This is a genomic window from Planotetraspora kaengkrachanensis (assembly GCF_016862895.1).
Classification (GTDB): domain Bacteria; phylum Actinomycetota; class Actinomycetes; order Streptosporangiales; family Streptosporangiaceae; genus Planotetraspora; species Planotetraspora kaengkrachanensis.
On the sequence record NZ_BONV01000005.1, the window covers coordinates 143,595 to 166,554 of the forward strand.

The window sequence follows — 22,960 nt, forward strand, 5'->3', positions numbered from 1 at the left end:
CCGGCAACTGGGAGCGACACATCATGGGCAAGCTCGACGGCAGGATCGCCGTCGTCACCGGCGGCTCGTCCGGCATAGGGGCGGGTACGGCCCGCCACCTGAGAGACGAGGGAGCTGAGGTCTGCGTCACCGACGTCAGCCCTCCCCGCGAAGACGGCGGCCTGATGTACCTCGAACACGACGTGTCCTCTGCCGACGCGTGGCTGCGGGTGCGCGATCTGGTCGTGTCGGAGTTCGGCAGGGTGGACGTCCTGGTGAACAACGCGGGAATCTTCCTGCCCGGCATGATCGCCGACATCTCGCTGGAGGTGTGGCACCGCACACTCGCCGTGAACCAGACCGGCATCCTGCTCGGGATGCAGACGTTCGCCGGCGCCCTGGAGGAGTCCGGTCGCGGTTCCATCGTCAACATGTCGTCGTACGCGGGCATGCAGGGGCATGGGACATCCGTCGCCTACCAGGCGGCGAAGTGGGCCGTACGCGGCATGACCCGCTTCGCCGCACGCGAGTTCGCCCCTCGCGGGATCCGCGTCAACGCCGTCGTGCCGGGATTCATCGACACGCCCATGATGGCCGCCGGAGGCGACGCACTTCGGGACACCGTCGTGCGCCGCACTCCGCTCGGCCGCCTGGGCGAGGTCGCCGACATCGCGTACGCGATCGGCTATCTGGCCGGTGACGAGAGCGCCTTCGTCACCGGGACCGAAATCGTCCTGGACGGCGGGATGCTCGCGTAGCGGCCTGATCGGGCGGCCCCGGCTCCGCGGACGCCTGACGGCGACCGTGGCAGGTCAGGAGTTCCGCGGGGCCACCAGGCCGGATTCGTAGGCGAGGACGACGAGCTGGGCGCGGTCACGGACCCGAAGCTTGACCATGGCACGGTTGACGTGGGTTTTCGCGGTCATCGGGCTGATCACCATGTGGTCGGCGATCTGGTCGTTGGAAAGTCCCCGCGCGACCAGGGCGACGGCCTCGCGTTCGCGGTTGGTCAGCTCTTCCAGCGCCCGGGTGCTGTGGGAGCCGACCGGCTGGGCGACGTATCTGTTGATCAGCTTGCGCGTGATCGACGGTGCGAGCAGGGCGTCACCGCGCGCGGCGACGCGTACACCGTGCAGGAAGTCCTCCGGCACGATGTCCTTGACGAGGAACCCGGCCGCGCCGGCGCGCAGCGCGTTGAAAACGTACTCGTCCAAGCCGTAGTTGGTCAGGATGACGACGTGCACCCCGGCCAGAGCCGGGTCCGCGGCGATGCGCCGGGTCGCCTCGATGCCGTCGACGACCGGCATCTGGATGTCGATGAGCGCGACGTCGGGCCGGTGTTCCCGGACCAGAGCCAGGCCCTCTTCGCCGTCGGCGGCCTCGGCCACCACCTCGATGTCGTCTTCGAGGTCGAGGAGCATGCGGAATCCGCTGCGAAGGAGCGGCTGGTCGTCGACCAGCAGGACGCGGATCATGCCGTGTGGTCCACGGGGAGCTCGGCCTGGACCGTGAAGCCGCCCTCGCCGCGCGGCTCGGCACGCAGCCAACCGCCGAGAGCGGTGACGCGCTCGCGCATGCCGAGCAGTCCGACTCCGGGCGTCGGGGCGGTGCCCGGCGCCGCCGTCCCGTCGTCGTCGATGCGGATCGCGAGGGTGTCCGGACGGCAGTCGATCCGGACCGACGCCGTGGCGGCGTCCGCGTGACGGGCGATGTTGGTGAGCGACTCCTGAACGATCCGGTAGACGGTCCGGTCCACCGCCACCGGCACGTCGTGCCGCCGTCCCTCGATCGTCAGGGTCGCGTCCAGGCCGATGGTGCGGGCCCGTTCCACCAGTTCCTGGACGTCGTCGAGCCCACGCGGAGGGGCCGTGTCGTCGTCACGCAGCGCCTCGAGGGTCGCGCGCAACTCCCTGGTCGCCTCACGTCCGGCCTCCTGGATCGCCAGCAGGGCCTCCGGCACCTGTTCACCACGCTTGCGGGCCACGTGAACGGCGACTTCCGCCTGCACCTTGATGACCGAGATCTGGTGGGTGAGCGAATCGTGCAGCTCCCGCGCGATGTGCAGCCGTTCCTCCGCGGCGCGGTGCCGCGCGGTCTCCTCCCGGGTGCGCTCGGCCTCGTCCGCCCGCCGCTCGGCCTGCCGCAGCGCTTCGCCTGCGGCGCCTGCTGCGATCAGCCAGGCCAGCTCGAGGGCTCCTCTGGCCTGCGCGAAGGCCTCGCCCGTGTCGTGCAGGCCAGAGGCGAGGGCCGCGAGAGGCAGGGCGGCCAGCATGGTCACGCTCGCCAGCACCGTGACGGCACGGTGTCCGGCTCGTACGGCCGCGTACACCGCGAACAGGTACGCGACGGCGGGCACGTCGAAACCGGCCGCCTGGTGACCCACCGCGCAGAGCCCGGTCACGACCAGGATGGGAACCGGGGCCCTGCGGCGCGCGGCCAGAGTCAGGCCGCCGACCGTCAGCAGTGCGTAGCCGAGCAGATCACGGTAAGCGCCGGAGTGCTCTCCGGACAGTCCGGTGACCAGCAGCGCCGCCGCCACGCCGACGGCGATCACCCAGTCGGTGACACCTGCCGGGACAGCGAACCGCCCTTTGCCCATGCGCGCACTCTAACCAGATGTCCGTGCGGGCGACTCCTGCGCACGGATGACCGGCCGTCTACCGCATACGCGGTACTTTCGCGGCTCCTGCCGCGACTGCGGCAACCGGCACCGGCGTCGGCGGCAGCGCGAATTGCCTGCGTCCGCACGACGACCGCGGACGGGTCCGGCGGACATGCTCAGGCGGTGTCCAGTCGTGAGAGAAGGAGCACCCGATGTCCGTCCGTCATCTGCTCGTCGCCGCCGCGGCGGCCCTGCTCGGGGCCCTGATGATCGCCGCGCCCGCGGCCGCGCACGTCTCGGTCCAGCCGGACCCCGTCGGCGCCTACACCTTGACCGCCGGTCGCCTCTGGTCCGTCGTGGCCGGGCTGCTGGGGCTGATCGGCGCGGTCGTCGGCGGGCTGGCCATGGCCCGCTCCGCCGGTCGCGTCGGCACGGGCTCCGGCAGAAGGGGCGCCGTCGTGGCCCTCGTCGCGGGGCTGGCCGGCGCGGTCGTCGGCGGGGTGGTCGTGGCCGCCGCCGACGGTGGGCCCGGCACCGGCTACGGAATAGTCGGAGGGTACGCGGCCCTGGCGGTGGGGCTGGTCAGCACGGCCCTCGGCGTGCTGGTTCTGGCCCGCACCCGCCGGCCCGGACCTGGTCTCTAGGAGATCTGCCAGGGCCGCATGATCTCGTTGTCTTCGTGCTCCAGCATGTGGCAGTGCTGGATGTACGTGGCGGGGAACTCACTCCGGGTGCCGGCGATCCCGTCGATGGGCGGGGGCACGTCGAACCTCAGGGCGATCCGGGTGACCATCGCGGGATAGGCGACGACGGTGTCCTTCCAGCCTTCCTCGTCGGCTGCCGGTGGCATCACCGGGCCCTTCAGGTAGTGGGCGAGAACAGGCTGGGAGGCGGGCCTGCGGCCCTGGGAGACCCAGCTCTTGTAGGCCGCGAGGTAGGCCTTCGCGTCGAACCGTTGCCGGTTCAGCACGTGGAACTGCACCAGGTGCACGTGCATCGGATGGCCGTCGCCAGAGGTGTTGACGTACTCCCAGATCTCGGTGGTGCCCGCCTTGGGGAACTCCTCGACGGGGTCGTCGAAGAAGCGCTGGTTGATCGCCAGATGGGTGGACTTGCCGCGGGCGTCGCGGTTGGCGGTGATGACGAACTCGCGGCGGGGCAGTCCGTGGGTGGGCCGTGCCGGTGTGACCGGCCGAAGGGACAGCCGGTCCGCCGGTGCGCTCTGGTCCGGGCCGGAGAGCGCGTTGCTCACTCGGAGCTGCATGATCTCGGGCATGGGGACGGGCTTGTCGCCCTGGGGCAGGGGCGTGGGTGCGTCGTTCATCATGGTGATCCGTGTGCCGGCCTGCGTTCCGGTCAGGTCGACGATGACGTCCGCTCGCATGGCGGGGCCGAGCAGGAGGCTGGTGAGGCGCAACGGCGCGGCGCGGAGGCCGCCGTCGGTGCCGATCAGCCAGAACGACAGCCGCGCGCCGCCGTCTTGGAACCACAGGTGGAAGAAGCGCTGGTTGGAGCCGTTGAGGAGGCGCAGCCGGTAGCGTCGTGGCTCCATGTCCAGGTACGGGTAGGCCTTGCCGTTGACCACCGGGATGGTGCCGAAGAAGTTCGGATTCCACTTGGGGTGGTAGGGCGTGGGGCCCCTGTCGGGATAGGACAGCGCGCCGTCCGGGGTGAGGTTGCGGTCCTGCAGGATCAGCGGCACCTCGAAGTCGCCGCGGGGCAGGGGCAGGCTGTCTTCGAAGGCGTCGCGGACCAGATAAAGGCCGGCCAGTCCGGCGTAGATGTTCAGCCTGGTGATGGCCATCGCGTGGTCGTGGTACCACAACATGGTGGCCTGCTGGCGGCTGGTGTAGGCGTAGACGGCCTCGTTCGGACGGGCTCCGTCCAGGGTGGCGTAGACGGGACCGTGCAGACCGTCCGGCGTGAACCACGCCTCAGGATGGCCGTCCGACTGAGGGGAGTCGAAGCCGCCGTGGAGATGAGGCACGACCCACACGTTGGGCTCGGCGGGAAAGTTCTGCGGCATCCGCCCCCCGGGTGGATCGGGCGGCACGCCGGGAACATCCCGCCACAGCGTGACGTCCACCGCTGATTGCAACAGGTGCGTGGTGGGCAACTGGTTGCGGTAGCGCACCACGACCGGACGGTCCCGGCGCGCGACCAGTGTCGGTCCCAGATAACCCAGGCCCACCGGTCCGTCCGCGCTCACGGCCCAAAAGCCCCACGCCTGTCCGGCCGGCAGGTCACGATGGAACCGCCACGGGCTCTGCAGCATCGCCAGCTCGTAGTAGTCCGCCCCCGGGTAGGCCGCCGCCTGTCGCGGCGTCGGTGTGGGCAACCTCGGCACGGCATCGACGTACTTGGCCAGCCGCGTTCCTTCCACCAGGCCGACATGACCGACGCCGGAGGCGGCGGCACCCGCACCCACCAGCAGGAGCGCGAACTCCCTTCTGGTCAACTCCACCGATCGCAGCCTTCGCCGATTCATCCCCTACCTGACACACGCCCGAATTCCCGCCTACATGCGGATATAACTCGCTTAAGCCATGAGTTTGGCCATATTCGCCCCGCAGGCCTCGCAAGGGCATGCCGCAGGATTAAAGATCATGTAACCGCTCGCTACATTCAGGAATGTGATGCAGGCCGGAGCACCACGATGACCTCGGGGCCGGCCGCGGCCGGCACGTCCCAGGCGGCGTCGCGACCGCACATGTGGCCGCTCTACGCCGCGGGGTTCACCACCGCATTCGGCGCTCATGGCATCGCGACAACCTGGGCGGCTTCTCCGGGGACGCGGTGACCTCACTGCTGGTCCTGGGCGGCCTGCTGGCCCTCTACGACGGGGCCGAGGTGGTGCTCAAGCCGCTGTTCGGCACGCTCGCCGATCGTGTCGGCGCCCGCCCGGTACTGCTGGGCGGGCTCGTCGCCTTCGCCGCCGCCTCCGTCCTGTACGTCATCGCGGACAGCCCCGGCTGGTTGTGGGCGGCCCGTCTCGGTCAGGGCGCCGCGGCGTCAGCCTTCTCGCCCTCGGCCTCCCTGTTGGTCGCCCGGCTCAATCCCGCGGCCCGGCACGGCCGGGCATTCGGCTCCTACGGCTTCTACAAGTCGATCGGCTACACCCTCGGCCCACTTCTCGGCGGAGCCCTGGTGTGGGCGGGCGGCCTACGACTCCTGTTCGGCGTCCTGGCGATACTCGGAGTGGCGGTCGCCGTATGGGCCGCGCTCGCCGTCCCCGCCGCTCCCCCACTGGCCAAGAGCCGTCAGACGGTGCTGGACCTGGCCCGGCGTCTGACCGACCCGGCCTTTCTCGGGCCGACCGGCGCACTGGCGGGTGCGACCGCCGCGCTGTCGGTCGGCGTGGGCTTCCTGCCCGTCTCCGGCGCCGCGTCAGGCCTCGGCACCGTGGCCACCGGCGCCGCGGTGTCGGTCCTCGCCGGCTGCGCCGCCCTCGTCCAACCCCAGGCCGGGCGCGCACTGGACGCCGGACGCATGACCGCCCGAGGAGGCGTCACGGCAGGATCGCTGATCACCGCCGCCGGCCTCGGATGCGCGCTGCTGCCGGGACTGACCGGCGTGCTGTCCGCCGCCGCCCTCATCGGCGCCGGGACCGGCCTGGTCACTCCGCTCGGCTTCGCCGCCCTGGCGGCCGCGACCCCCGCCGGACGGCTCGGGCAGACGTTGGGCGCCGCCGAGCTGGGGCGGGAGCTCGGCGACGCGGGCGGGCCGCTGCTCGTCGGCGGCGTCGCCGCCCTGGCGACCCTCATGTACGGCTACGCCTCGCTCGCCGTCCTTCTCGTGCTCGGCCTGGGGCTCGGCCTCCTGATGCGGCGCCGCGCGAACACCGCGCATCAGTAGCGGCCGCGGTCAGAACAAAAGCAGTCAGCGCACCGAACCCGGCCCGAAGGGGCATGCGCACAGAAACTCGGAGACGATGTCGGCGGATTTTTAGGCGTGATCCCCGAATTCCGTCGCCGCCCAGATCGAGGGAGATGCCTCGTCTCATGAATACCTTCCTTGAGGCGCCTGACAGACCCGCCGGCCTGGCGTTCAGGTGCCGCTGTATGCCCGGTATATGAGCACGTGGCAAGGGCTTCCCGTCCTGTCCGGAAGGCTGAAGACGACGGCGGCGCAGGCCCGGCCCCCGCTGGTACGCGGGGCGCGAAAACGCGATGGAGGCCGTTTCCGCGGCGTCCGCTTTTTGTGCCAAACGTCACGGAAACGAAACCCTTTGAAATCGAAACAGGCATTGCCGGCGGCCGTTGATCACGCGGTGGGAACGCTTTGCACTCGCTTGGATGACGCGCCATCCATTCGCCTTCACGCGCGGCGTCGTAACGAGGTGAACAGGAATGGAGGCGCTCCATGAAAGCACGTGTCATCTCCGCCGTCGTCGCGCTGGCCCTGCTGGGCTCGGCGTGCGGCGGTGGCGGCGAGTCCAGTTCTCCGAGTTCCGGCGGGATGTCGGGCGACGGCCCCGGGGCGACCGCACCCGCGGAACCCGGCGGACCGACCGACCAGCAGCCGTCCACATTCGCCCTCGACGTCGACACCGCGTCGTACGGCTACGCCCGCCGGGCCATCCAGGAGGGCCGGTGGCCCGAGCCCGATCAGGTGCGCATTGAGGAGTTCGTGAACGCGTTCCGCCAGGACTACGCGGAGCCTGACGACAACGGCTTCGCCGTGCACGTCGACGGCGCCCGGTCGAACGGCGCCGCGATCGTCCGCGTGGGCCTGCAGACACGCCGGAAGGACTCCATGGCGCGCAAGCCGGCCAACCTGACGTTCGTGGTGGACGTGTCCGGCTCGATGGCGGAGGCGGGCCGCCTGGACCTGGTCCGCGGGGCCCTGCACACCCTCGTCGACCAGCTCACGCCGGGCGACCAGGTGTCGATCGTCTCCTTCAGCTCCTCGGCGCGGGTGCTGACGCCGATGACCCCGGTGTCGGAGCGCTCGAGCCTCCATGCGGCGATCGAGGGACTCGTCCCCGAAGGCTCGACCGGCCTTGAAGACGGACTGGTCACCGGCTACAGGGAGGCGTCGCGCGCGTTCCGGCCGTCGATGACCAACCGGGTGATCCTTCTGTCGGACGGGCTCGCCAACTCGGGCGAGACCGAATGGCAGGGCATCTTGGATCGGGTCCGCGACTACGCGGGCAAACAGGTCACGCTGTTGTGCGTGGGGGTCGGGCGTGATTACGGCGACCACCTGATGGAGCAACTCGCCGACAACGGCGACGGGACGGCGGTCTACGTCCGCTCGCTCGACGAGGCACGCAAGGTGTTCGTCGACCAGTTGCCCGCGACGCTCGACGTCCGGGCACGCGACGCCAAGGCGCAGGTCGTGTTCAACCCGGGCCTCGTCGAGTCGTACGAGCTGGTCGGGTACGAGAACCGGGCGCTGCGGCCCGAGGAGTTCCGTGACGACTCCCGCGACGGCGGAGAGGTCGGTCCCGGCCACGCCGTCACGGCGCTGTACTTGGTGCACCTGCGGCCCGGCGCCTCGGGGCAGCTCGCCACCGCGACCGTCCGATGGCTCGACCCGGACACCGGACGTCCGTCGGAGGTGAGCGGATTGCTGGACACCGAAGGTCTGTCGCCCGACCTGTGGAGCTCCACCGGGCCGCGCTTCCAGGTGGACGTGGTCGCCGCGGCCTTCGCCGAGCGGCTGCGCACGCGCTGGGAGCAGGGGGACGGGCGTTTCGGGCTCGGGCTGGAGGACCTGTCGGCCCACGCGCTGCGCCTGGCCGGGACCACCGAGGACCCGGACGTGACCGAGCTCTCGGATCTCATCGCCCGCGCCCGATCGCTCGGCTGACCTCGCGAGCCCCCGCGGTGCTGTTGAGCGGAGCCGCCGCGGGGTTGTTCGCCGGGCCGCACGGCGGCCCGGCGAACACTTCATGAGGCGACCGGCGTCAGCCGTCCGACCGCCTGCGGTGCAGGGTGAACCGCTCGAAGACCGACAGGTCGCCGTGCGGCTTGTTCACGTTGTAGTACGTCACCGTCATGGTCGTGGTGTCGCCCCGGTGGCGGCCCGGGTCGACGTCGAACGCCGCGAAGCCGTACGGGTGGTCGAGGTCGCGGACGCCGATCCAGACGGCCTGCTCCTTGACGTAGGTCGAGGTGTGCCCTCCGCCGGGGTTGGGGGTGACCGCGGTGATGACCTTTCCGGTGCCGTCCTTGAAGAACGACCCGTTGGTGGTGCCGGAAACGCCGCCGCCGCCGAGCACCATGTACACGGTTCCCTTGGAGGTGTCGACGATGTCGGTGCGGGTGGACACCGGGTTGGGGGTGAGCGTCTCGGTGCCGCTCACCACGCCGCGCACGGGGAGCGACCGCTCGTAGTTGTGCTCGTGACCGCAGACAACCAGGTCAACCTGGTACTTGTCGAACAGCGGGCCGTACGCCTGGCGCAGCCCGATGTCGGCGCCGTTGGCGTCGGAGGAGCTGATCATCACCTGGTGCATGGCGACGACGATCCAGTCGATGTCGCGCGAGGCGCGGGCCTTGCGCAGTTCCTTCTCCAGCAACGCCAGCTGGCGGCCGCCGGAGTAGCCGTGGATGTAGTAGTCGCCGCCGTCCTGCAGCGCGACCTCGTCGTTCTGCAGCACGATCACCCGGACCGAGCCGGCGGTGAAGGCGTACCAGAGGTTCCTGAGCTCCTCGTCCGTCTCGGTGGAGGGCAGCTCGAAGTACGTCTGGAAGGCTTCCAGGCCGATCGGGCCGTTGCCCGACTCGATCTCGTGGTTTCCCGCCGCGGGCATCCACGGGCGGAAACGGGCCGACCGGGTGTTGTCGGTGAAGAAGTTGTTCCAGGTGCGGACCCGGTCGACGTCCCTGTTGGCGTAGCACAGGTCGCCGTTGAGCAGGTGGAAAGGCCGGCGCCGACCGATCCCAGCAGGCCGAGAGCGCTACGGCGGGACAGGCGGCTGGGCTTGTCCTCGCTGTCGTGGGAAGTGTCCACAATCGTGCCTTTCGTTACATCGAACGAAGGAACGCTCGCGCACCGCGATGAGCACCCAGTGAACGCGACCTTGCCGATCATCACGAACCGGTCCAACAAACATGCACCGGTATAAAGCAGTCATAAGTTGCCGGTTTGCGCCCCGTTATCTGCGGCGACGCCCCGCGTCATGCCCGGGCGAGCAGGCCGGCGAGCATGGCCTGAAGGATGTCGGCGTACATGGCGGCGAAGTCCACCCGGGAGCCCGCGAGCCGGGGATCGGCCGTCGCCTCGACGACCGTCGGGGTCGGGTCGCTGAACGGCCACAGGCCCACCAGTGAGACGACCGCGTACTTGCTCAAAGTGATCGCGTCGTCCGCGCCGAGGGCCGGCACCCGGTCTCTGAGCAGCTCCACCAGCCTGGCCCGGTGCTCCAGTTCGGCGAGTTTGTAGGCGCGTACGGTGTCCGCGGAGACGTTGCGCTCCAGGACGCTCGGCAACAGGCTCCACAGCCGGCACAGGATCGGCCGGGCGGCGAGCGAGTCGGCCCAGGCCCGCATCACCAGGTCGGGCTCGCAGGGCGGGGCCGGCCACTCGTCTGCCAGGGCCTCGAGCCAGGACACCTGCAGCCTGTCGAGAAGCCCGAGGAAGACCCCCTCGCGGCTCTCGAAATAACGCACCACGTGCGTCTTGGACACACCCAGCCGGCGTCCGAGCTCCCGGAGGCTGATCTCCTCCGCCGGCATCTCGGCCAGCAACGCCTCCGCGGCGACCAGGATCTCCTGCCGGCGCAGCTCTCGGTGCTCGGGCCGCCTGGCCCGCTGGAAGGCCGGCACCTCCACGTCGTCCATCGGTCCTCCTCGCCGCACAGCGGATCCTGATCACTCCAGGGTAGCGGTCCAGTGGACACTTGATAGGTGTCCATTGGACCGCTATGCTTTCCGGACATAACGGTCCATTGGCCACTTATGAGAGGGGAATCTCGTGATCACTTACGACAGGCTGTACGTGGGCGGACGGTGGGTCGCCCCCGCCACCGGGGACGTCCTGGAGGTGCGTTCGCCGCACGACCGATCGCTGGTCGGGACCGCGCCGCACGCCGCTCCCGCCGACGTCGACGATGCGGTCGCCGCCGCGCGGCGGGCGTTCGACGAGGGGCCCTGGCCGCGGATGAGCCCGCAGGAACGGCGTGCGGTGGTGGAGCGCTTCTCCGAACTGCACACGGCGCGCGCCGAGGAGTTCGCGGCTCTGGTCACCGCCGAGAACGGCACACCGCTGTGGTTCACGCGCTGGACGCACCAGTCGGGCGTCCCGGAGCAGACCGACGCGTACCTGCGCGCCGCCGCGGCCCTCGAGTGGGAGGAGCAGGTGGGCTCCGTGGGCGAGGTCCCGACGCTGCTGCGCCGCGAACCCGTGGGCGTGGTTGCCGCGGTGATCCCGTGGAACGCGCCTCACCAGTCGGCGCTGGTCAAGCTGGTGCCCGCGCTGCTCGCCGGGTGCACGGTGATTCTGAAGGCCTCTCCGGAGACGGCGCTGGACGCCCTGGCCCTCGCCGAGGTCTTCGACGAGGCCGGCCTCCCCGAGGGCGTGGTGAGCATCCTGCCCGCGGGCCGCGAGACGAGCGAGTACCTGGTCACCCATCCGGGCGTGGACAAGATCGCCTTCACCGGTTCCACCGCGGCGGGCCGGCGCATCGCCGCCATCGCGGGAGAGCAGCTCAAGAGGGTCAGCCTTGAGCTCGGCGGCAAATCCGCCTCGATCATCCTCGAGGACGCCGACCTGACGGCGACCGTGGAGGGCCTGAAACACCTGTCGCTGGGCAACAACGCAGAAAGCTGCGTGGCGCACACCCGGATCCTCGCCCCGCGCAGCCGGTACGAGGAGGTCGTCGGCGCGCTCAAGACCATGATGGAGGGACTGCGCGTCGGCGACCCCGCGGACCCGCGGACCTTCATCGGGCCGATGGTCCGCGCCGACCAGCAGCAGCGGGTCCGCTCCTACATCGAACTCGGCGTCGCCGAGGGCGCCAGGCTGGTCACCGGCGGGCCGGAGACGCCCGAGGGACTGGCAGGCGGGCACTACGTCCGTCCGACGCTGTTCGCCGACGTCGACGGCGGCATGCGGATCGCCCGTGAAGAGATCTTCGGCCCCGTCCTGGTCGTCATCCCCTTCGACGACGAGGACGACGCCGTCCGCATCGCCAACGACTCCGAGTACGGCCTCGGCGGTGGCGTGTGGACCGCCGACCGGGACCGCGGCATACAGGTCGCCCGCGGGATCCGCGCCGGATGGCTGTCCGTCAACGGAGCCCCCGCCGCCTTCGACGGTGCCTTCGGCGGCTACAAGAGCAGCGGCATCGGCCGCGAGTTCGGCGCCACGGGCCTCGCCCAGTACATCGAGTACAAGACCATCGCCGCTTGAAATTCAGGAGGACCACTGTGCGGGAAGCCCGTATCACCCTCGGTCACACCGACATCCCCATCCGGCCGATCGGCCTGGGCTGCATGGGAATGTCCCAGTTCTATGGCGACGCCGACGAGGAGGAGTCCGTCGCCACGATCCACGCCGCCATCGACGCCGGCATCGACTTCTTCGACACCTCCGACATGTACGGCGCGGCCGGCGCGGCCACCGGCCAGTCCCAGAGGGGCTTCGGCCACAACGAGGAGCTGCTCGGCCGCGCCGTGCGCGGCGTGCGCGACGAGTTGGTCCTGGCCACCAAGTTCGGCGCGCGGCCCTCCCCGGGGGGCGGAGTGGTCCTCGACGGAAGCCCCGAGTACGTGGCCACCGCCTGCGACGCCAGCCTGCGCCGCCTCGGCGTCGACCACATCGACCTCTACTACATCCATCGCCTCGACACCACCTTGCCGGTCGAGGACACCGTCGGCGCGATGGCCGACCTGGTAACTGCGGGCAAGGTTCGCGCGATCGGGCTCAGCGCGGTCGGGCCGGACATACTTCACCGGGCGGCCGCGGTGACGCCGATATCGGCCCTTCAGAGCGAGTACTCGCTCTGGGCCCGCGAGGTGGAGCAGGAGGTGCTTCCCACCTGCCGCGAGCTGGGCATCACCTTTGTGCCGTACAGCCCTCTGGGGCGAGCCGCGCTCGCCGGCCGCTTCACCAGCGGCACCTCGTTCTCCAGCGACGACTTCCGCTCCACTCTGCCCAAGTTTCAGGAAGAGAACTTCGCGGAGAACCTCCGCCTCGTCGAGGGCCTGAAGGCGTTCGCCGACGAACGGGGACACGCACCTGGGCAGGTCGCCCTGGCCTGGCTGCTCGCCCAGCCCTACGACATCGCACCCATCCCCGGCACGAAGCGGGCGGCGTACGCACGCCAGAACGCCGCCGCGACGGCCGTGCCGCTGAGCGCGGACGACCTCGCCTTCCTCTCGGGCCTGTTCGATCCCGCGCGGGTGCGTGGCGGCCAGTACGGCGCGCTCAACGTGCGCCCCCAGCACTGATCTCCGCACTCGGGGCGTACTACGCCCACCCCTCCGAAACGACAAGCGATCGAGGAACCACCATGACCGGCAACCAGAAGGAACCCGGCTACGCGGCCGCACTCGACACGGCCGCGCGGCTGCTCGGCCGGCGGCTGGAGCCGTTCCTGGAACTCGGCCCGGGCGAGCCGGCCAACGCCGCCGACTTCACGCGCCTGGCCACACTGCACACCTTCGGCGACGCATGGCCGCGCACCGACGTCCTCGACACCCGCACCCGCGCCCTCATCTCCATGACGATCGCCGCCACCCTGGGCACGCTCGAACCGCTGCGCGGGCAGCTCCGCATCGCACTCAACACCGGAGTCGCTCCGGAGGAGATCGTCGAGACGTTCATCCACATCGAGGCGTACGCCGGCGCCGCCCGGGCCTTCGACGGCTATCAGATCGCCCGGCAGGTCTTCCTGGAGGCCCACGCAGCCGAAGACCCTCGGTAAGGGGCAGTACTCGCGCCTGTCAGTAGCACTGCGCTCACCACGAAGTCCCTGGCTGGGCCGGATGGTGCCGCCGGCCGCTTGGTATCCCTTGTCGGCGAACGTCTTCACGTTGCTGCTGGTCAGTACGTCGATGGGGCCAATGGATCGGGCTCGAACGGCAGCGGCGTGGACAGCGACTTGCGCGTTTTCGATTAATCAGCGGCGGCCGCGGCCTTCCCGCAGCCGACCCACGAGCAAGATCAAGGCTCTATGGCTGGAGGTCGCGCCGGTACCAAGTGCCTGACTTGCCGCCGAGATCGGCCGGGGTGGCAGGGCCGACCGAGACGAACCCGGCCTTGGCCAAGACTTTCTGGGACGCGGCGTTGTCGTGGGAGGTGGCCGCCCGCAGTGTGAGCAGGCCGTGCATCGCAGTCGCCATCCGGCACAGCTCCCGGACCGTCGCGGTCGCCACGCCACGGCCGGCGACCCGCTCCGCGACCCGGTAGCCGAGTCTGGCAGTGCCGTCCGCCAAGTCGTACAGGTTGAACCTGCCGAGTACCGAGCCGTCCTCGGCAACGAGCACATAGAAGGCACAGATGCCGGCCTCCTGCTCGGCCAGCGAGGCGTTGTACCGGTCGGTGAACTGGTCGAAGAAGTCGTCACCGCGGTCGGAGATCGAGGCAGCGAAGTAGGTGCGGTTCGCCAGCTCGAAGGCCAGGACCGCCGGGGCGTGGCCGGCATGCAGCCGCTTGAGCTCGGGCATTGCCCGACTCTACCCAGATCGTGCGCTGAGGCCACCTGAGTTTCCGCCAGTGGCAGACAGCCCCAGAACCAGGGCACATCACGATCTACGGCTGGAGTGCCCGGCTACCGTGATCGGCATGGGGCTTTCCTCAGCGGTCAGATGGGGATTTCGCTGTCCGGTGGCGGCTGACCCTGCTCAAGAGGACTGCGTTCAGCGGCAGAGATTCGGCCAGTTGCCGCCGCGAGCCCGTACGTCCGCGGCCACCTCTTTCACCGACCGGCCGTCGGTGTCAACGCGCAGATCACCTGCCCCGGCGCTGTCGAGCGCCTTGGCCTCGAAGGCCGCTCGTTCGGCGATACGGTGCAGGGCGTCCGAGTTCAACCCCTTCAGCCCATCACCCGGTAGGGCCGGCCCGCCTCCCCGGCCACGCTGCGCGACGCGCTCGGCCAGCGTTTCTGGACCCGCATGCAAGCGGCACACGGTCAAGGCCGTTCCGGGCAGCGACTCGGTGTAGCCGCGGACAATGTCGTCCGAGTCGGCCTCCCCGGAGACGACCAGGCACCGGGCACCCGCCGCTCGGTGCCCTGCCCAGATGGCCGCAAGGTTGCGGGCCTTGAGGCGATGGCTGTCCACGTCGTCGTCCGCGACGGGACGCAGCGCACCGATCTGCTTCACATCGACATAGGCGGCACGCACGCCGGTCCGGTAGACCTGCATGAAGATCTCGTAGCCGACCGTCGACTTCCCAACCGCCGTAGCACCGCACAGCCACAGCACGGGTACCGGCACGGTAACGGGTGCGGCGTCCACCGAGGTCGGGTGGTTCTGCCGGTCGACGACACTGTGGACCGTCGCGGCGGGGAGGATGCCCGGCCATCCCCCCGCACGCTCACAGACCAGCCGGGCGGCCTCGGACACCACTAAGCCGCCCGTATCCACGCACACGTCGGCGTAGTCACTGTGTTCCAGGGCTTCCGCTTCAACGACCGCCTCCGCCACCAGATCCGGACGCCATCCCCGCGCGAGGAACCGTTCCTTGAGTTCAGCGCTATCGACGCGCAGGCGGCACACGGTGAACGCAGCCTCAGGAAGAAGGGCGGTGTACTCACGAACCTCGTCGGGAGTGTCAACGAAGCCAGCAAGGACCAGACACCGCACCCCTTCCTGCAGGAAGTTCGGCCACATCGCAGCCAGATTCCGCGCGCGGAGGCGATGCGTCACGCCCTCTGGCATGGGGTAGCACAGGCTGATCTGGTCAGCGTCGACAAACGCCGTCTTGACGCCAGCGCGACTCAGCTGCGCGAACACCTCCCAGCCAACCGTGGACTTCCCGACACCCGTGGGCCCCGACAGCCAGAGCAGAGGCAGGGAAACGTTGCTCATCCGCGCGACAGTAGCGGGCCCCGGTGGAACGAGCGAGTGCATTTCGCCGCCGTCAGGGGGTGGGTGAGGCTCCGAACAGCACGGACACGGGGGCTGCCCCCTCAAGGGCGACCGCCACTCAGAATGGAAAGGGCTCATTCTCCAACCGCTGTTCCTGGGTTCCGGCCCGAGCCGACGGTTCATCCGTCGACTCATCCGGCGGCAAAGACTTCAATAAGCCGTTCCAGCTCTTGACGTAACGGTCGTTTCCCGTCCTCGGTGCGGCATACCATGCGGCTCGCCGGAGCAGTGCATGGAACGCATACATGAAAGATTTTGAAATGTCCAAGCGAATTGCGGCCATTTTTTGCGCCGTCATAATGGCGCTTGCCATGATGCCGGCCGATTCCTCCACGGCCTCGACCTCACGTCAGGAACGTTCGTTCGACTACGGACCGGCGGAGCTCACGGCGATTTGGCATCCGCTTTCCTCCGGCAGGCGACCTGTGGTCATCATGGTCCACGGTGGCGGTTGGCGCAGGGGCACACGAGAGTCGTTGAACGACCACGCGAGATTCATGGCCGATCGCGGATATCAGGTGTTCAACCTGGACTATCGGCTGAAAGTGCCGTGGCCTGCCCCCCGAGACGACATCGCGGCCGCGTATGACTGGATCGCGGCCAGGGCTGGATACTTCGCCGCCGACCTGTCCGATGTCGTACTGTTCGGCGACTCGGCTGGGGGCCAGTTGGTCACCAATCTCGGGACATTGGGACAGGCGGGATACGTGTTCCGGGCAGTCGTCGGGATGTCACCGGTCGCCGACCCCGAGATGGCCTACGACGACGGCATGAAGACCGGCTCATCCGATCACGACAAGGTGCTTCGCGACGCGGCGTTCATTCTCGCCGGTGAGTGTGAGCCGGTGACATGCCCGGATACGTGGCGTTCGATGGCGTCGAAAACGAACGCCGGCGCAGGCGATCCGCCGATGTTTCTCATCCACTCGGCCGATGAATGGGTTCCGCCGAAACATTCGACTGAATTGTGCGCGGCGCTGGCGCGCCACGGTGTGCCGTGCACGGTGAAGGTGTATCCCGGCAGCGATCACGCCATGGGTGTCTGGAATCAATCGGCCGGTGACGTGATGTCGTTCATCGATTTGGTGACCGGTGATTCGGCCGAAGAACGGGCCGCGGGCCGCGCGTTGATTGCGGGTGTTCACCTCGGGGCTGTCGTAAACATCCCTGCGGGGATCTCACATACCGCACAGTAATCACCCTAGACGGAAAATTTCCCATACCTATGGTCGAGGCCGCCTATTCAGCGGGTATGCCCGGATCGGTCGAAATATACGGATGTAACGCTACCTCGAATTGAAGCCGTGGCACGCCAGGCGTCGATGTGAGCGGTATGCCCTGACCGCGACGGCACCGGGACACTCTGAGGATCCAGATTCCCGGCGTCGCCACCTGGCGGCCGGCTTTTCCTGCCGAAGTCGCCTGCACCTGGCCGGATCCGGCCGGGAGGGTTCGCCGCACTGCCGGACGCGCAGTCGCCGGCGAGCGATCCCGCCGATCGCGACTCGAGTTGGAAGAGGCGGTTCGCCGTGGCTTCGAACAAGAAATTCATGCTCACCGACGAGGAGATGGAACTCCTGCCCACGGAGGAGGACGTTCATTTCTACCGGGAGCACGGCTGGTATCTGTCCAATCGGTTGTTCACCGACGAAGAGATCGACGAAGTCAGGGAGAGCACCGAGCGGTTCTACGGGGGTCATCGAGATCGACGCCTCCCCAGAAAACCGCCGGCAGTGGCGTACTGGGCGCCCCAGTACGGCGACGTGCAGCGGCACAACGACTACATCGCGTATGAAAACGCCACGGTGAGCCGGATCCTGTGCAAGCCCCTCGTCGGCGCCGTTGCGGCTCTGCTGATGGCGACACCCGAGGCGAGGCTCTGGAGCAGCACGCTCATCTACAAACCGGGCCGGCGCGACGAGCCGAGCAATGTCGTCCCCTGGCACATCGACCTCCATCACTGGAGTGTCTGCACATCGGAGAATCTCGTCACCGCGTTCGTTCCACTGCACGATTGCCGCGAGGAGCACGGAACGCTCCGGGTGATCGATGGAAGCCACAACTGGAAGGCGCTCCCCCTCGAAGCAGGCGACGACGAGACCCAGCATTTCGCGAACCGAGATCCAGAAACGCTGGAGCGAACTCTCGAGCGAAACGCGGAATACAACAACACTGAACTCAGGAAGATCTCGCTGGCCGTCGAGAAAGGCAAGGTCAGCTTCCACCACTGCAAGACCTACCACGGTAGCGGTCCGAATCTCAGCGGCGAACCGCGGCGTGTCGTGACGGTTCGTTTCCAAGACAGGGACAACGAATATCGAGAGTTCCGCAGGCCCGGCGGGGAAAATGCTCGCTACAGCCATGACGAACTGGTCCGCCGAACCGGCGACGGCCGTCCCGACTATTCCGACCCGGATTACTGCCCGGTGGTCTGGCGTCAGCCGCAACCCTGTCCCGCCGAAGACGGCCGACGGTGAGGCTTCGACTCGAAGAAAGGCAGGAATCATGAGCGGAAACGCGCCGCGAATGCGGAGCTCGCTGGACGCGGTGCCGGTATTCGAACCGGGCGTCGGCCGGCTGGGGGCGGTCAGCCACCACATGAACTTCAATGAGAACCATTTCGCGCCCTTGCCGAGCGTGCTCGACGTCGTGCGGGAGACCGCGGCGAGTTTCAACCGCTACCCGGACATGCTGAACAACGACCTGGTCGAAGGCATCGCCGAGCACTTCGACGTGGCGCCCGAGAACGTCGCGGTCGGCGGCGGCGGAGCCGCGGTACTCCAGCAGCTCCTCCTGGCCGTGGTGGACCAAGGGGACGAGGTCGTGTTCGCGTGGCGTTCGTTCGAGGCCTATCCGATCTTGAGCTCGGTCGCCGGAGCCCGGCAGATCCGCGTGCCGCTCTCCGGCGCCGATCAGGACCTGGAGGCGATGCTCGATGTGATCACCGATCGGACGCGTCTGGTGTTCGTGTGCAACCCGAACAACCCGACAGGCACCGCGGTCGATCACAAGGCCCTGGACGCCTTCATCGACCGTGCTCCGGAGCACGTGTTGATCGTTCTCGACGAGGCGTACCGGGAATTCGTCCGGGCTCCCGAGATCCCGGACGGCATCAGGCGATACCGCGACCGGCCGAACGTCGCCGTGCTGCGCACCTTTTCCAAGGCGTACGGCCTCGCCGGCCTGCGGGTGGCATTCACGGTGGCGCATCCGGCGGTCGCGCGGGCCGTACGCAAGACGGCGTTGCCGTTCGGCGTCACTCGGCTGGCCGAGCGCGCCGCCCTGGCCTCCTTGCGGGCGACGGACGAACTCTCCGAGCGGGTGGAGGCGATCGTGAAGGAGCGGGAGCGCATGATGAGCACTCTCCGCGCACAGGGGTGGCCGATGGCCCAGACCGAGGCGAACTTCGTCTGGCTTCGCCTGGGAGAGCGGTCGGCCGACTTCGACGAAGCGTGTCAGCGCGCGGGCGTGCTCGTCCGGGCGTTCCCCGGCGAGGGGGTCCGGATCACGGTCGGTCCCGAACCCGCGAATGACATCGTTCTGTCCGTCGCCGCCGAATTCGCCCGCTGATGAAGCCGCCGACGCCTCCGCGGACCAAGCCGTCGCCGATGATGCTGGCGATCCTCATCTCGCTGAGCATCGGCGGCCTGATGTCGTCGGACATCAACCTGCCGGGGATGAATCTGACGGCGACGTCTTTGGGCGTGCCGGTGTCCGCCGTACAGGCGTCGTTCGGGCCCTATCTGATCGGGTTGCTGGTCGCCCAGCTGCTCTATGGACCGCTGTCCGACGCGCACGGCCGCCGGCTGCCGATACTCGCCGGATTCTCGGTCTACGCACTGGCGTCGCTGGCCTGCGCCTTCCCCGGGGACATCACCGTCTTCACGGCCGCCAGGCTGCTTCAGGCGCTCGGCGCCGGCGCGGGCCTGGTCGTCGCCAGGGCGATGATCGGCGACCTGTACGACCGGGAGACCGCAGCGCGGGTTCTGGGCCTGATCATGCCGTGGATGGGCGCTTCGCCGGCGTTTGCCCCGTTCATCGGCGGCTATTTGACGCAATGGTTCTCGTGGCGAGCCCCGTTCCTGTTCACCGCCGCCCTGGCTGCGGTGACCGTGATCGCGGCGCTGTTCCGGCTGCCCGAGTCCCGGCCGCACGCGGCGCGAACCCGTCGTCTGCGGGAGACCGCCGGGAACTACCGGAAACTGATCGACAGCCCAGGTTTCTGGCGTTACGGCGTGAACCTGGCCATGGGATACGCCGTATACACGGGCTACCTCGTCGGCTCACCGGCGATCTTCCACAGAATGGGTGTCGGCACCGCGGCCAACGGCTATTGCTACATCCTGATGTCGGTCGCTTTCATATCCGGCAACCTGGTTTCCCGCCGGTTGGTGAAGAGCACTCCCATCGATGAACTGCTGACACGCGCGCACCTCATCTTCGCGGGAGGGGCGCTGGCCTTCCTGGTGTTCTCCCTGTACAGCCCGCTCAACCTGTGGCCGATGCTGATTCTCATGGCTGTGGTCAACGTCGGCAACGGCTTCATCTTCCCGTTGTCGGTGGCAGGCGGAGTGACCGGGTTTCCCGCCTTCCCTGGTGCGGCATCCGGTCTGCTCGGGGCGTGTCAGATGGGTGGCGGAACCGTGGCGTCCTTCATCGTCAGCGTCAGCCCGAAGGACAGCCGAAGCATGAGCCTGTTCGTGACGGTGTGTGCGATAGCCGGTGTCGCGGCCTTCCTCGCCCTTCGAAGGCCGATTCAGCCCCCGGTCGTCGCCGGCCGAACCTCTCCCCGCCACCCGGCCCCGGAGTCCTAGCTCGGAGACCGGCTCATGGCGGTCTCCTGCTCGACCCGTGAGAGCTTCTCGGGGTTGCGCACCGCGTAGAGCCCGGTGATGAGGCCGTCGTCGATGCGTACCGCGATGACGGTGTTGATCTCGCCGTTCAGCCGGTGGATCAGGGCCGGGTGGCCGTTGACCTGTGCCGGCTGCAGCGACGCCGCCGCGCCGAACCTGCTCAGCCTGGCGGCCAGGAAGGCAACGCTTTCGGCCCCCACGATGGGCACAAGCGCGGCCTGCACGGCTCCCCCGCCGTCGCCCAGGAAGACGACATCCGGCGCGAGCAGGTCGAGCAGGCGTTGCAGGTCGCCGGTTTCGATCGCGCGCTGGAACGCCTTGAGCGCGTCGCGGGTCTCGTCCGGAGAAACGGGTCCGCGGGGCCGGCGCGCGGCGACGTGTGCCCGTGCCCGGTGGGCGATCTGGCGGACCGCGGCCGCGCTCTTGTCGACGGCTTGCGCGATCTCGTCGTACTCCAGGTCGAACACCTCGCGTAGCACGAACACCGCCCGCTCGGTCGGCGCGAGCGTCTCCAGCACCAGCAGCATCGCCATCGAGAGGCTGTCGGCCAGTTCGACGTCCTCGGCGACGTCCGGCGCGGTCAGCAGCGGCTCGGGCAGCCAGGGGCCGACGTAGGACTCCTTGCGCCGGCGAAGCGTACGCAGCCGGCTCAGCGCCTGCCGGGTGGTGATCCGGACCAGGTAGGCACGCGGATCCCGCACCGCATCGAGATCGACGCCCGTCCACCGCAGCCAGGTCTCCTGCAGGACGTCTTCGGCGTCGGCCGCGGAGCCGAGCATCTCGTAGGCGACGGTGAACAGCAGGTTCCGGTGGGCGACGAACGCCTCGGTGGCGGAGTCCGTGCGGCCGCCGCCGGCGAGCGGCTCAGCCGCGTCCGTTGTCCTCTCGCTCATGACCGGCTCCTGCCTGTTGGTTCTCGTCTGCGCCACATGCACATGACGCCGGTCCCCACCGTTTTGTGACAACCGTGATCTATGGCGTATGTCACATCGCCGCGCTGTCACAGGGATCGGGTCGCCGGCATCTCCATGGTCGTCAGGACGCCGCGCGGACGATCCGCGCGGTACGCCACTCCATGAGCGAGGAGGGCTCGCCGACGCCCACCGCGGCGTGTCCGACCTGTGTGAAAGGAAAATCATGAGTTCAGCGCTTGAAACCCTTCGCCGCGACTTCGGCGGCGACATCGTCGAACCGGGCGGAACGGAGTACGCATCGGCCAGCCGCTCGGTACTGGCTTCGGGCAGTCCGGCCTATGTCCTGCGGCCCAAGAGCGTCGGGGACGTCCGAGCGGGTGTCCGATTCGCCGCCGGCGCGGGGCTTCCGCTGTCCGTGCGAGGCGGCGGCCATGCCTTCGCGGGCTTCGGCACCAACGACGGCGGCGTCGTGATCGACCTCAGCATGCTCGCAAAGGTGGAGATCATCGACCACGAACGTCACCTCGTGCGGATCGGCGGCGGCGCCACCTGGGGTGACGTCGCGGCCGCCCTGGCCCAGCATGGCCTGGCGATCTCCTCGGGCGACACCAAGAGCGTCGGTGTCGGAGGGCTGACGTTGACCGGCGGCATCGGCTGGAAGGTCAGGAAGTACGGCCTGGCCCTGGACAACATGGTCACCGCAGAGGTGGTCACAGCCGGCGGAACGGTCGAGCAAGCGAGCTCGGAAAACAACCCGGAGCTGTTCTGGGCCATCCGCGGAGGCGGCGGCAACTTCGGAATCGTGACCGCCTTCGAGTTCGTGGCACACCCTACGACAGACGTCTTCCACGGCAAGATCGCCTTCCCCGCATCGGAGGCGGCCACCGTGCTCCAAGGCTGGGCGGACCACCTCCGCACCGCCCCCGAAGAGCTCACCTCCACCGCGGACTTCGCCAATCCGTTCGCCGGCGGCCCCGAAGCGCCGGTCGAGATCCACGTCGCCTTCGACGGCGATGACCCGGAACTCGCCGCTGAGGCGATCGACCCGATCCGCCGGCTCGGCACGGTGATCGACGACGACATCGCGCTCAAGCCCTACGCGGACACGCTCGTGGACGGCGCGACACCGCCGCCCGGAATCCGGTTCGTCCCCCGAAGCGCATTCGTCGACAACGAATCGGTGCCCGAGGTCCTACAGATCCTTGCCGAGGCCGGCGCTTCGGAAGGCTCGCCGTTCATCTCCGTCCGCAGCGTCGGCGGTGCCGTGTCCCGAGTCCCCGACGACGCCACCGCCTACGCGCATCGCCAGGCGGAATTGATGTTCGTGACCACCATCGCGGGTCCGGGACCGGTCGTCGAGGCCGCTCGTCCGGCTCTGGAGGCGATCTGGGAGAGACTCGCACCTCACATCAACGGCGCCTACGCCAACTTCCTCGCTTCCGCCACCGAGGAGGACGTCGCCGCGATCTATCCGACGGAGACCCACAAACGGCTCGCGGCGGTCAAGCGCCGGTACGACCCCGCCAACCTGTTCGCCCGCAACCACAACATCCGGCCCCAGTAAGCCCT

General features: G+C 68.8%; 20 protein-coding genes and 1 pseudogene. 12 read left to right on the top strand and 9 right to left on the bottom strand.

The window, feature by feature from the left end; translation table 11 throughout:
* Positions 1-23 precede the first annotated feature (23 nt).
* Complete coding sequence (locus Pka01_RS08935; RefSeq protein ID WP_203882159.1) at positions 24-737, top strand: SDR family NAD(P)-dependent oxidoreductase; 714 nt, start codon at positions 24-26, stop codon at positions 735-737.
* A gap of 54 nt (positions 738-791) precedes the next feature.
* On the opposite strand, the gene Pka01_RS08940 is transcribed toward Pka01_RS08935, so the two are convergent.
* Together Pka01_RS08940 and Pka01_RS08945 are read right to left on the bottom strand one after the other, a co-directional pair.
* Positions 792-1,454: a response regulator gene (locus tag Pka01_RS08940; RefSeq protein WP_203882160.1), complete on the bottom strand. Its 663-nt coding sequence runs from the start codon at positions 1,452-1,454 to the stop codon at positions 792-794.
* Positions 1,451-2,578, bottom strand: coding sequence for a sensor histidine kinase (locus Pka01_RS08945; protein WP_203882161.1), 1,128 nt, complete (start codon positions 2,576-2,578; stop codon positions 1,451-1,453). The genes Pka01_RS08940 and Pka01_RS08945 overlap by 4 nt, the downstream gene beginning before the upstream one ends.
* Positions 2,579-2,793: 215 nt before the next feature.
* Here Pka01_RS08945 and Pka01_RS08950 point away from each other — a divergent pair, with 215 nt between their 5' ends.
* Positions 2,794-3,225, top strand: a complete 432-nt coding sequence (locus Pka01_RS08950; protein WP_239114843.1) for a DUF6223 family protein — start codon at positions 2,794-2,796, stop codon at positions 3,223-3,225.
* On the opposite strand, the gene Pka01_RS08955 is transcribed toward Pka01_RS08950, so the two are convergent.
* The gene (locus tag Pka01_RS08955) at positions 3,222-5,045 is read right to left on the bottom strand and encodes a multicopper oxidase family protein (RefSeq protein WP_203882162.1); all 1,824 of its coding nucleotides are present in this window, start codon (positions 5,043-5,045) and stop codon (positions 3,222-3,224) included. The two genes, Pka01_RS08950 and Pka01_RS08955, sit on opposite strands and share 4 nt — an antisense overlap.
* A gap of 332 nt (positions 5,046-5,377) precedes the next feature.
* Between Pka01_RS08955 and Pka01_RS08960 the strand changes: the two genes are divergently transcribed.
* Both Pka01_RS08960 and Pka01_RS08965 read left to right on the top strand, forming a co-directional pair.
* Entirely contained in the window at positions 5,378-6,436 is a 1,059-nt protein-coding gene (locus tag Pka01_RS08960; protein ID WP_203882163.1) for an MFS transporter, read from the top strand.
* 507 nt (positions 6,437-6,943) lie between these two features.
* Positions 6,944-8,395 carry a vWA domain-containing protein gene (locus Pka01_RS08965; protein ID WP_203882164.1) on the top strand — a complete coding sequence of 484 codons (1,452 nt, stop codon included), beginning with the start codon at positions 6,944-6,946 and terminating at the stop codon, positions 8,393-8,395.
* 97 nt (positions 8,396-8,492) lie between these two features.
* On the opposite strand, the gene Pka01_RS08970 is transcribed toward Pka01_RS08965, so the two are convergent.
* Both Pka01_RS08970 and Pka01_RS08975 read right to left on the bottom strand, forming a co-directional pair.
* Positions 8,493-9,470 (bottom strand): metallophosphoesterase, encoded by a 978-nt coding sequence (locus Pka01_RS08970; RefSeq protein ID WP_203882334.1) that lies wholly within the window; start codon positions 9,468-9,470, stop codon positions 8,493-8,495.
* Between the two features lie 238 nt (positions 9,471-9,708).
* Positions 9,709-10,371 carry a TetR/AcrR family transcriptional regulator gene (locus tag Pka01_RS08975; RefSeq protein WP_203882165.1) on the bottom strand — a complete coding sequence of 221 codons (663 nt, stop codon included), beginning with the start codon at positions 10,369-10,371 and terminating at the stop codon, positions 9,709-9,711.
* A gap of 133 nt (positions 10,372-10,504) precedes the next feature.
* Here Pka01_RS08975 and Pka01_RS08980 point away from each other — a divergent pair, with 133 nt between their 5' ends.
* The 3 genes from Pka01_RS08980 (at position 10,505) to Pka01_RS08990 (ending at position 13,457) form a co-directional block, all read left to right on the top strand.
* The gene (locus Pka01_RS08980) at positions 10,505-11,941 is read left to right on the top strand and encodes an aldehyde dehydrogenase (protein WP_203882166.1); all 1,437 of its coding nucleotides are present in this window, start codon (positions 10,505-10,507) and stop codon (positions 11,939-11,941) included.
* Between the two features lie 17 nt (positions 11,942-11,958).
* A complete protein-coding gene (locus Pka01_RS08985) occupies positions 11,959-12,981 on the top strand; it encodes an aldo/keto reductase (protein ID WP_239114844.1) in 1,023 nt (340 codons plus the stop codon).
* Between the two features lie 62 nt (positions 12,982-13,043).
* On the top strand, positions 13,044-13,457 hold the full coding sequence (locus tag Pka01_RS08990) for a carboxymuconolactone decarboxylase family protein (RefSeq protein WP_203882167.1): 414 nt from the start codon (positions 13,044-13,046) through the stop codon (positions 13,455-13,457).
* Positions 13,458-13,514: 57 nt separating this feature from the next.
* Here Pka01_RS08990 and Pka01_RS41735 read toward each other — a convergent pair.
* The 3 genes and pseudogenes from Pka01_RS41735 to Pka01_RS09005 all read right to left on the bottom strand — a co-directional run.
* A pseudogene (locus tag Pka01_RS41735) lies at positions 13,515-13,607 on the bottom strand (IS5/IS1182 family transposase); the annotation flags it as partial.
* A gap of 97 nt (positions 13,608-13,704) precedes the next feature.
* Positions 13,705-14,199 (bottom strand): GNAT family N-acetyltransferase, encoded by a 495-nt coding sequence (locus Pka01_RS09000; protein WP_203882168.1) that lies wholly within the window; start codon positions 14,197-14,199, stop codon positions 13,705-13,707.
* Positions 14,200-14,391: 192 nt separating this feature from the next.
* On the bottom strand, positions 14,392-15,564 hold the full coding sequence (locus Pka01_RS09005) for an ATP-binding protein (protein WP_203882169.1): 1,173 nt from the start codon (positions 15,562-15,564) through the stop codon (positions 14,392-14,394).
* A 305-nt stretch (positions 15,565-15,869) separates the two neighbouring features.
* On the opposite strand from Pka01_RS09005, the gene Pka01_RS09010 reads away from it, so the two are divergent.
* From Pka01_RS09010 to Pka01_RS09025, 4 genes are all read left to right on the top strand, one after another.
* Entirely contained in the window at positions 15,870-16,820 is a 951-nt protein-coding gene (locus tag Pka01_RS09010; RefSeq protein WP_203882170.1) for an alpha/beta hydrolase, read from the top strand.
* 333 nt (positions 16,821-17,153) lie between these two features.
* Positions 17,154-18,101 carry a phytanoyl-CoA dioxygenase family protein gene (locus tag Pka01_RS09015; RefSeq protein ID WP_203882171.1) on the top strand — a complete coding sequence of 316 codons (948 nt, stop codon included), beginning with the start codon at positions 17,154-17,156 and terminating at the stop codon, positions 18,099-18,101.
* Between the two features lie 28 nt (positions 18,102-18,129).
* Entirely contained in the window at positions 18,130-19,194 is a 1,065-nt protein-coding gene (locus Pka01_RS09020) for a histidinol-phosphate transaminase (RefSeq protein WP_203882172.1), read from the top strand.
* Positions 19,194-20,438 carry a multidrug effflux MFS transporter gene (locus Pka01_RS09025; RefSeq protein WP_203882173.1) on the top strand — a complete coding sequence of 415 codons (1,245 nt, stop codon included), beginning with the start codon at positions 19,194-19,196 and terminating at the stop codon, positions 20,436-20,438. Before Pka01_RS09020 ends, Pka01_RS09025 begins: the two co-directional genes overlap by 1 nt.
* On the opposite strand, the gene Pka01_RS09030 is transcribed toward Pka01_RS09025, so the two are convergent.
* On the bottom strand, positions 20,435-21,370 hold the full coding sequence (locus Pka01_RS09030; protein WP_203882174.1) for an RNA polymerase sigma-70 factor: 936 nt from the start codon (positions 21,368-21,370) through the stop codon (positions 20,435-20,437). The genes Pka01_RS09025 and Pka01_RS09030 overlap by 4 nt on opposite strands.
* Positions 21,371-21,614: 244 nt before the next feature.
* On the opposite strand from Pka01_RS09030, the gene Pka01_RS09035 reads away from it, so the two are divergent.
* Positions 21,615-22,955 carry an FAD-binding oxidoreductase gene (locus Pka01_RS09035; RefSeq protein WP_203882175.1) on the top strand — a complete coding sequence of 447 codons (1,341 nt, stop codon included), beginning with the start codon at positions 21,615-21,617 and terminating at the stop codon, positions 22,953-22,955.
* Positions 22,956-22,960 lie beyond the last annotated feature (5 nt).